General features: G+C 42.1%; 7 protein-coding genes and 1 tRNA gene. 6 read left to right on the top strand and 2 right to left on the bottom strand.

What is annotated here, in order from left to right; translation table 11 throughout:
• Window positions 1-120: 120 nt before the first annotated feature.
• Both HMPREF2837_RS05090 and HMPREF2837_RS05085 read right to left on the bottom strand, forming a co-directional pair.
• Window positions 121-193, bottom strand: a tRNA-Lys gene (locus HMPREF2837_RS05090).
• A 263-nt stretch (window positions 194-456) separates the two neighbouring features.
• Window positions 457-1,728, bottom strand: a complete 1,272-nt coding sequence (locus HMPREF2837_RS05085; protein ID WP_001113197.1) for a replication-associated recombination protein A — start codon at window positions 1,726-1,728, stop codon at window positions 457-459.
• A gap of 115 nt (window positions 1,729-1,843) precedes the next feature.
• On the opposite strand from HMPREF2837_RS05085, the gene HMPREF2837_RS05080 reads away from it, so the two are divergent.
• From HMPREF2837_RS05080 to pepF, 6 genes are read left to right on the top strand one after another with little or no spacing between them, the layout of a single operon-like run.
• On the top strand, window positions 1,844-2,314 hold the full coding sequence (locus tag HMPREF2837_RS05080) for a DUF3013 family protein (RefSeq protein ID WP_075230705.1): 471 nt from the start codon (window positions 1,844-1,846) through the stop codon (window positions 2,312-2,314).
• Between the two features lie 9 nt (window positions 2,315-2,323).
• Window positions 2,324-2,767, top strand: a complete 444-nt coding sequence (locus HMPREF2837_RS05075; RefSeq protein ID WP_049548198.1) for an NUDIX hydrolase — start codon at window positions 2,324-2,326, stop codon at window positions 2,765-2,767.
• 4 nt (window positions 2,768-2,771) lie between these two features.
• The gene (locus tag HMPREF2837_RS05070; RefSeq protein WP_049548197.1) at window positions 2,772-3,791 is read left to right on the top strand and encodes an AbiH family protein; all 1,020 of its coding nucleotides are present in this window, start codon (window positions 2,772-2,774) and stop codon (window positions 3,789-3,791) included.
• Window positions 3,792-3,803: 12 nt separating this feature from the next.
• A complete protein-coding gene (prmA, locus tag HMPREF2837_RS05065; protein WP_049548196.1) occupies window positions 3,804-4,754 on the top strand; it encodes a 50S ribosomal protein L11 methyltransferase in 951 nt (316 codons plus the stop codon).
• 1 nt (window position 4,755) lies between these two features.
• On the top strand, window positions 4,756-5,499 hold the full coding sequence (locus HMPREF2837_RS05060) for a 16S rRNA (uracil(1498)-N(3))-methyltransferase (RefSeq protein WP_049548195.1): 744 nt from the start codon (window positions 4,756-4,758) through the stop codon (window positions 5,497-5,499).
• Window positions 5,500-5,509: 10 nt separating this feature from the next.
• Entirely contained in the window at window positions 5,510-7,306 is a 1,797-nt protein-coding gene (gene pepF / locus HMPREF2837_RS05055) for an oligoendopeptidase F (protein WP_049548194.1), read from the top strand.
• The last annotated feature ends 261 nt before the right edge of the window (window positions 7,307-7,567 follow it).

Raw genomic sequence — 7,567 nt, 5'->3', positions numbered from 1 at the left:
GGGGATTTACCCACTACAGAAATTATAGAGCCATTTTGTGAATATAAACTTTTTGGTACAAAAAACAAAATGACAAGCAAAAAAGCCTTATAAATCAAGGCTTTTTCCTGTTGATTTAGATGCCCCCTGCAGGGCTCGAACCTGCGACCCATAGATTAAGAGTCTACTGCTCTACCAACTGAGCTAAGGAGGCAAATAAAAAGCTGTATTGGTGCCGAAACTTCACGGTTTGTATTGAACCCGCGCAATTAAGCAGGTGGGCAACTCGCTCTAACTGAAGCTGTTTCCGTGTGAGACGGCCTACATGCTGTTAGAAGACTTTTGTTTCCCTAATAATACAAAAAATAGTCGGTCAACACTTAAATGTGAAGTCGTACACCACAGCGTTTCTATGTTTATATAATACCACTTTTTCAAAAAAAATCAAGAGGAAAATGCAATTTTTTGAAAAGGATTTCACAAGTTTCGTAATTTATCAATGGTTTCCTTGCGTTGAGCCAGGGCGCGTTCGTATTTTCCACTATCTTCTGGAGAAAAGTAGTGATGGTCACGGATTTTTTCTGGCAAGTACTCTTGATTGACCCAGTGACCAGGATAATTATGTGGATAGAGATAATTTTGGGCGTTCCCTAGTTCCTTGCTGCCGCTATAATGTCCATCTCGCAAGTGACGTGGAATCGGCAGATGCCCCGATGTTTTAAGGTCAGCCAAGGCCTTATCTATAGCCACATAGGCTGAGTTAGACTTAGGTGAAAGTGCCAGATCAATGACGACATTGGCGATGAGGATGCGGGCTTCTGGGAAACCGATCCTTTGGGCAGCATCCAAAGCAGTTACGGTATGAATCTGAGCTTCGGGATTGGCTAAGCCAATATCTTCATAAGCAATCACAGTCAAACGACGAGCTAGGCTAGGAAGGTCACCAGCCTCTATCAAGCGAGCAGCATAGTGGAGACTAGCATCGACATCGGATCCACGGATGGATTTTTGTAGGGCAGATAGAACATCATAGTGTCCGTCTCCATCCTTGTCCATAGTGATGTAGCTTCTCTGAAGACTATTTTCCATGATGTCGAGCGTGATGTGACGGACACCGTCATCATTTTCTGGGGTGGAGAGAACTGCCAAATCAAGCGAATTGAAGGCAGAACGGAGATCTCCATTGGTAGATGTTGCGATAAAATCAAGGGCATCATCATCTAACTCAACAGGGAAATCAAAACCTCGTTCAGGGTCAGTCAGGGCGATTTGAACGGCTTCTTTGACATCTTGGTTAGACAAGGGTTCCAACTCAAAAATCTGAACACGACTGCGGATGGCTGGAGTGACAGAAAAGAAAGGATTTTCAGTTGTCGCCCCGATCATGATGACCAGTCCACTTTCTAGGAGAGGCAAGAGAAAGTCTTGTTTAGTCTTGTCAAGACGATGAATCTCGTCTAGTAGCAGTACAAGGCCACCTGAGAATTTAGCTTCCTCAGCGATTTCTTGGAGGCGTTTTTTACTATCAACAGTTGCATTGAAGGTCCGAAAAGCATACTTGGTCGTTCCAGCGATGGCTGAAGCGATACTGGTTTTTCCGATGCCTGGAGGTCCGTATAGTATCATAGAGGATAGGCGATTGGCTTCCACCATACGGCGGATAATCTTGCCTGGTCCAACTAGATGCTCCTGACCGATGACCTGGTCGATGGTTTTGGGGCGCATACGAAGCGCGAGATTGTCTGGCATAGCAGCCCTTTCTAACATGGATTTTCTGATACGAATGTGGTAATATGGTAGTATCTATTTTAGCATATTTCCGAGTATTCGGGGCGATTGAAGAGTCGTATAGAAAGAGGACAAAATGGCAACATATGGATTTTTAGATGTTTTACAAGAAGAGTTGGACAAGAACTTTCCTTTTGATTATGAGATTAGTTGGGACAAGCGTAATCATGCGGTTGAAGTGAGTTTTCTATTAGAGGCACAAAATGCTGCAGGGGTGGAGATGTTAGATGAAGACGGAGAGGTTTCGTCAGATGATATCCTTTTTGAAGAAGCGGTGCTTTTTTACAATCCTGCCAAGTCAACAGTCAATGCAGAAGACTATCTCACAGTCATCCCTTACCTGCCTAAGAAAGGTTTTTCTCGTGAATTCTTAGCTTATTTTGCGCTATTCCTTAAAGATACTGCAGAGGTTGGACTAGATGCCCTCATGGACTTTTTGGAAGACCCAGAAGCAGAAGAATTCGTCATGGAATGGAACCAAGAAGTCTTTGAAGAAGGAAAAGAAGGCTTGGAAGAAGGAGAATTTTACCCTTATCCGAGGTATTAGGAGTCTAGCATGGAAATAGAACTTACTGATTTCCAAGGTTGCAAGATTGCCTTATTTTGTGGTGATAAACTACTGGTCATCTTGCGTGATGATAAGGAAAATATCCCTTGGCCCAATATGTGGGAGTTGCCGGGTGGTGGCCGTGAAGGGGACGAAAGCCCATTTGAATGTGCGGCGCGTGAAGTTTATGAAGAACTGGGAATTCATTTAAATGAAGATTGTTTGCTCTGGAGCAAGGTCTATCCCAGCATGCTCTATGAAGGCAGACAGTCAGTATTTATGGTCGGTCAGTTAAGTCAGGATCAGTTTGACAGTATCACCTTTGGAGATGAAGGGCAAGCCTATAAACTGATGAACATTGAGGAATTTTTGACATCCAGTCAAGTAGTTCCGCAGTTGCAGGGGAGATTGAGGGATTATTTGGAGGAAGTTATTAGAGAGGGTAAAATCTAAGGATATGAATATTACTTATATAGTTGGAAATGGTTTGGATTTGCAATATGGTTTGAAAACAAGATATAAGGATTTCTATGAATTTCAAAATAGGGCTTACATAAGTAGGAAAGAGAACGAGGAAGAATATTCAAATCTCATTTATGAGTCTCTATTTTCTGATAAAGTAAATGATTATGAAAATTGGTCAGATTTTGAATTGTCAATTGGTAAATTAACAAAAGATTACGACCTCATTTCCTCAAGTGTAGAAATGAAGGAGAAATTTATAGACGATTTTAGTGAAGTAGTTGACGATTTAAGAGAATATCTACGTATACAACAAGAAAAAAATCTTGAGAAAGGCAATAGAATTGATTTTGTAAGTACTCTAAATGATATGAAGAAATCTCTCCCTGTAATCAATCAACCCACTATTGATAAAAAATATAATGAAAATCTATATCAACACGATATCGTGAATATATTAACTCTTAATTACACAAATGTAATCGATAAATTATATAATGAGTCAGCAAAATCATTTAGCAATCAATTACGAACTAATAATTATAAATTTCACATTGCGCCTCCAATTCATGCACATGGAACGGTAGATATTTGCACAGTTTTAGGAGTTAGTGACGAGACACAGATTTCAAATAGTTTTGATGAAGAACAAAAAGAATCCTTAATAAAAAATTTAGTTTTGAAGAACTATAGAGAAAATATGGATGTTAAAAATAGCGATATTATAAAAAATTCTGACATCATAATTCTTTATGGGGTTTCTTTGGGAGAGACTGATGGGTATATCTGGAATCAGATTGCTGAACAATCAATCAGAAGTTCTGTTCCTGTCATAATTTACCATTATGTACCTCATTTTGATGCAGGAAACCCCACTAGAGTAAAACGCTTATACAGAAATGTAGAAGACAAATTCATACAAAATAGTGGAATTGATTTAGAGTTAGAGAAGAAATTAAGAGATAACCTTATTGTTGTTATTGGAAAGACTATTTTTAATCTGATGGAAAGGTAAGCAAAATATATAATGGAAACATGGCAAGAGTTAAAAGTTACAGTCAAGCGTGAGGGAGAGGAGTTGGTTTCCAACCTCTTGATTGAGTTAGGTGCCCAAGGGGTAGCAATTGAAGATAGCATGGACTATGTTGGAAATGTGGACCGCTTCGGTGAGATTTTCCCTGAGGTCGAGCAACAAGAAGAAATTGTGGTGACCGCCTACTATCCTGACACAGTTGATGTCGCAGTGGTGGAAGCGGACTTGCAAACTCGTCTCTCAGAATTGACCGACTTTATGGACTTAGGAGAAATCAAGATTGGTACGACTGCCTTAGCTGAGGAAGACTGGGCAGACAATTGGAAGAAGTATTATGAACCGGCACGCATCACCCATGACCTAACCATCGTACCGTCATGGACGGACTATGAGGCGACTGCGGGAGAAAAGATTATCAAGCTGGACCCTGGCATGGCCTTTGGAACGGGAACGCACCCAACAACCAAGATGAGTCTCTTTGCCTTGGAGCAAGTTCTTCGTGGTGGCGAAACAGTGCTAGATGTAGGGACTGGTTCAGGGGTTCTTTCTATTGCAAGCTCACTCCTAGGTGCCAAGGAGATTTTCGCCTATGACTTGGATGATGTGGCGGTTCGTGTCGCTCAGGAAAATATTGAGCTCAATCCTGGTATGGAAAACATCCATGTAGCCCCAGGCGATTTGCTTAAAGGAGTGGAAATTGAGGCAGATGTTATCGTGGCCAATATCTTAGCGGATATCCTTATTCATCTGACGGAGGATGCTTATCGCTTGGTCAAGGATGAAGGCTACCTCATCATGAGTGGCATTATCAAGGACAAGTGGGATATGGTGCGTGAGTCAGCTGAGTCAGCTGGATTTTTCCTTGAAACCCATATGATTCAAGGGGAGTGGAATGCCTGTGTCTTCAAGAAGACCAAGGATATCTCCGGTGTGATTGGAGGCTAGCATGCAACAGTATTTTGTAAAAGGTCTTGCCACATCACCTGTCACCATCGAGGACAAGGAGACCAGCAAGCACATGTTTCAGGTTATGCGCCTGAAAGAAGATGATGAGGTCGCTTTAGTATTTGATGATGGCATTAAGCATTTGGCGCGCGTGGTCAATGTGGAATCTCGTCAATTGGAGCTAGTTGAAGAATTAGCTGATAATGTGGAACTGCCAGTACAAGTGACCATCGCATCTGGTTTTCCCAAGGGAGATAAGTTGGAGTTTATCACTCAAAAGGTGACGGAACTAGGTGCTAGTCAGATTTGGGCCTTCCCTGCAGACTGGTCAGTTGCTAAATGGGACGGTAAAAAACTAGGGAAAAAAGTCGAGAAACTAGAAAAAATCGCCCTTGGAGCAGCCGAGCAAAGCAAGCGCAACTTTGTCCCAAGTATTACGCTTTTTGAGAAAAAGGCAGACTTTCTAGCACAACTGAGCCAGTTTGACCGCATCGTGGTGGCTTATGAAGAGTCGGCTAAAGAAGGCGAATCAGCTGCACTTATAAAAGCAGTTGCTGGACTGGAAAAAGGAGCTAAATTGCTCTTTATCTTTGGTCCAGAAGGTGGTCTCTCACCTGCAGAAATCGAGAGTTTTGAAGCTAAAGGAGCAGTCTTGGCAGGTCTTGGTCCTCGTATTTTGCGAGCAGAAACAGCACCGCTTTATGCCCTGTCAGCCCTTAGTGTTTTATTAGAATTAGAGAAATAAGAGGAAAAAGATGGAACAAAAACACCGTTCAGAATTTCCTGAAAAGGAACTTTGGGATTTGACAGCCCTATATCAAGACCGTGAGGACTTCTTGCGTGCGATAGAGAAGGCGCGTGAAGACATCAATCAATTTAGTCGAGATTACAAGGGCAATCTTCATACTTTTGAAGATTTCGAGAAAGCTTTTGCAGAATTGGAACAAATCTACATTCAGATGAGTCATATCGGTAATTATGCCTTTATGCCTCAGACGACAGACTATGGTAATGAAGATTTTGCCAATATCGCCCAAGCTGGAATGGAGTTTGAGACAGATGCCAGTGTTGCCTTGACCTTCTTTGACGATGCCTTGGTGGCAGCTGACGAGGAAGTCTTGGACCGTTTGGGTGAATTACCTCATTTGACAGCGGCCATTCGTCAGGCCAAAATCAAAAAAGCCCACTATCTAGGGGCTGATGTGGAGAAGGCCTTGACCAATCTCGGTGAAGTTTTCTACAGTCCGCAGGATATTTACACTAAAATGCGAGCTGGGGATTTCGAAATGGCTGACTTTGAAGTCAATGGCAAGACCTACAAAAACAGCTTTGTGAGCTATGAAAATTTCTACCAAAACCATGAGGATGCTGAGGTTCGTGAGAAATCTTTCCGTTCCTTCTCAGAAGGTCTTCGTAAGCACCAAAATACGGCTGCAGCAGCCTATCTAGCCCAAGTCAAGTCTGAAAAACTCTTGGCTGATATGAAGGGCTACGACTCCGTCTTTGATTATCTTCTGGCTGAGCAGGAAGTGGATCGTGCCATGTTTGACCGCCAAATTGACCTCATCATGAAGGATTTTGCGCCAGTTGCTCAGAGATACCTCAAGCATGTTGCCAAGGTCAATGGTCTTGAAAAGATGACCTTTGCGGACTGGAAATTGGACTTGGACAGTGCTCTGAATCCTGAAGTGACTATTGATGATGCCTACGATTTGGTTATGAAGTCGGTAGAACCTTTGGGGCAAGAATATTGTCAGGAAGTTGCTCGCTATCAAGAAGAACGCTGGGTGGACTTTGCTGCTAATAGTGGTAAGGATTCTGGTGGCTATGCAGCTGATCCATACCGTGTGCATCCTTATGTTCTCATGAGCTGGACAGGTCGTTTGAGCGATGTTTATACCTTGATTCATGAAATCGGGCACTCTGGTCAATTCATCTTTTCTGACAATCACCAAAGCTATTTTAACGCCCACATGTCGACCTACTATGTTGAAGCACCGTCAACCTTCAATGAATTGCTTTTAAGTGATTACTTGGAACACCAGTCTGATGATCCACGTCAGAAACGATTCGCTCTTGCCCACCGCTTGACAGATACCTACTTCCATAACTTTATCACCCACCTCTTGGAAGCAGCCTTCCAGCGTAAGGTTTATACATTGATTGAAGAAGGGGAGACCTTTGGAGCAAGTAAACTCAACAGCATTATGAAGGAAGTCTTGACAGACTTTTGGGGAGATGCCATTGAGATTGACGACGATGCGGCTCTGACTTGGATGCGCCAAGCTCACTATTACATGGGCTTGTATAGCTACACTTACTCAGCTGGACTTGTCATCTCGACTGCTGGTTACCTTCATCTTAAAAACTCAGAAACTGGAGCTGAAGACTGGCTCAATCTCCTTAAATCAGGTGGTAGTAAGACACCGCTTGAGTCAGCCATGATTATCGGAGCAGATATTTCAACAGACAAACCACTCCGTGATACCATTCAATTCTTGTCTGATACGGTTGACCGAATTATCAACTACAGTGCCCAGTTGGGAGAGTAAATTAAAAGAATCTGGGACAAAAGTCTGATCTTAAATATAAAAAGCGAACAAAACGAGTTATCTGACACTCAGAATTCGGTCTTGTTCGCTTTTTTATCTAATCTATTGCTTTAAAAAATTTATAGTTGATTGAAATAAGACATGAACAAAGAGATTAGGAAAGTCAAATCAATTTCTAAAAATGTTTTAGAATCTGTAGTGTACTATTCTAAGTTCAATCGGCTATATATAGTAGATTGAATTAAGATGTGAACAAAGAGA

The sequence above is a fragment of the Streptococcus sp. HMSC071D03 genome (assembly GCF_001812125.1).
Classification (GTDB): Bacteria; Bacillota; Bacilli; order Lactobacillales; family Streptococcaceae; genus Streptococcus; species Streptococcus pseudopneumoniae_N.
Note: the sequence above shows the minus strand (reverse complement) of the source record. Positions and strands in the feature narration are given on the sequence as shown.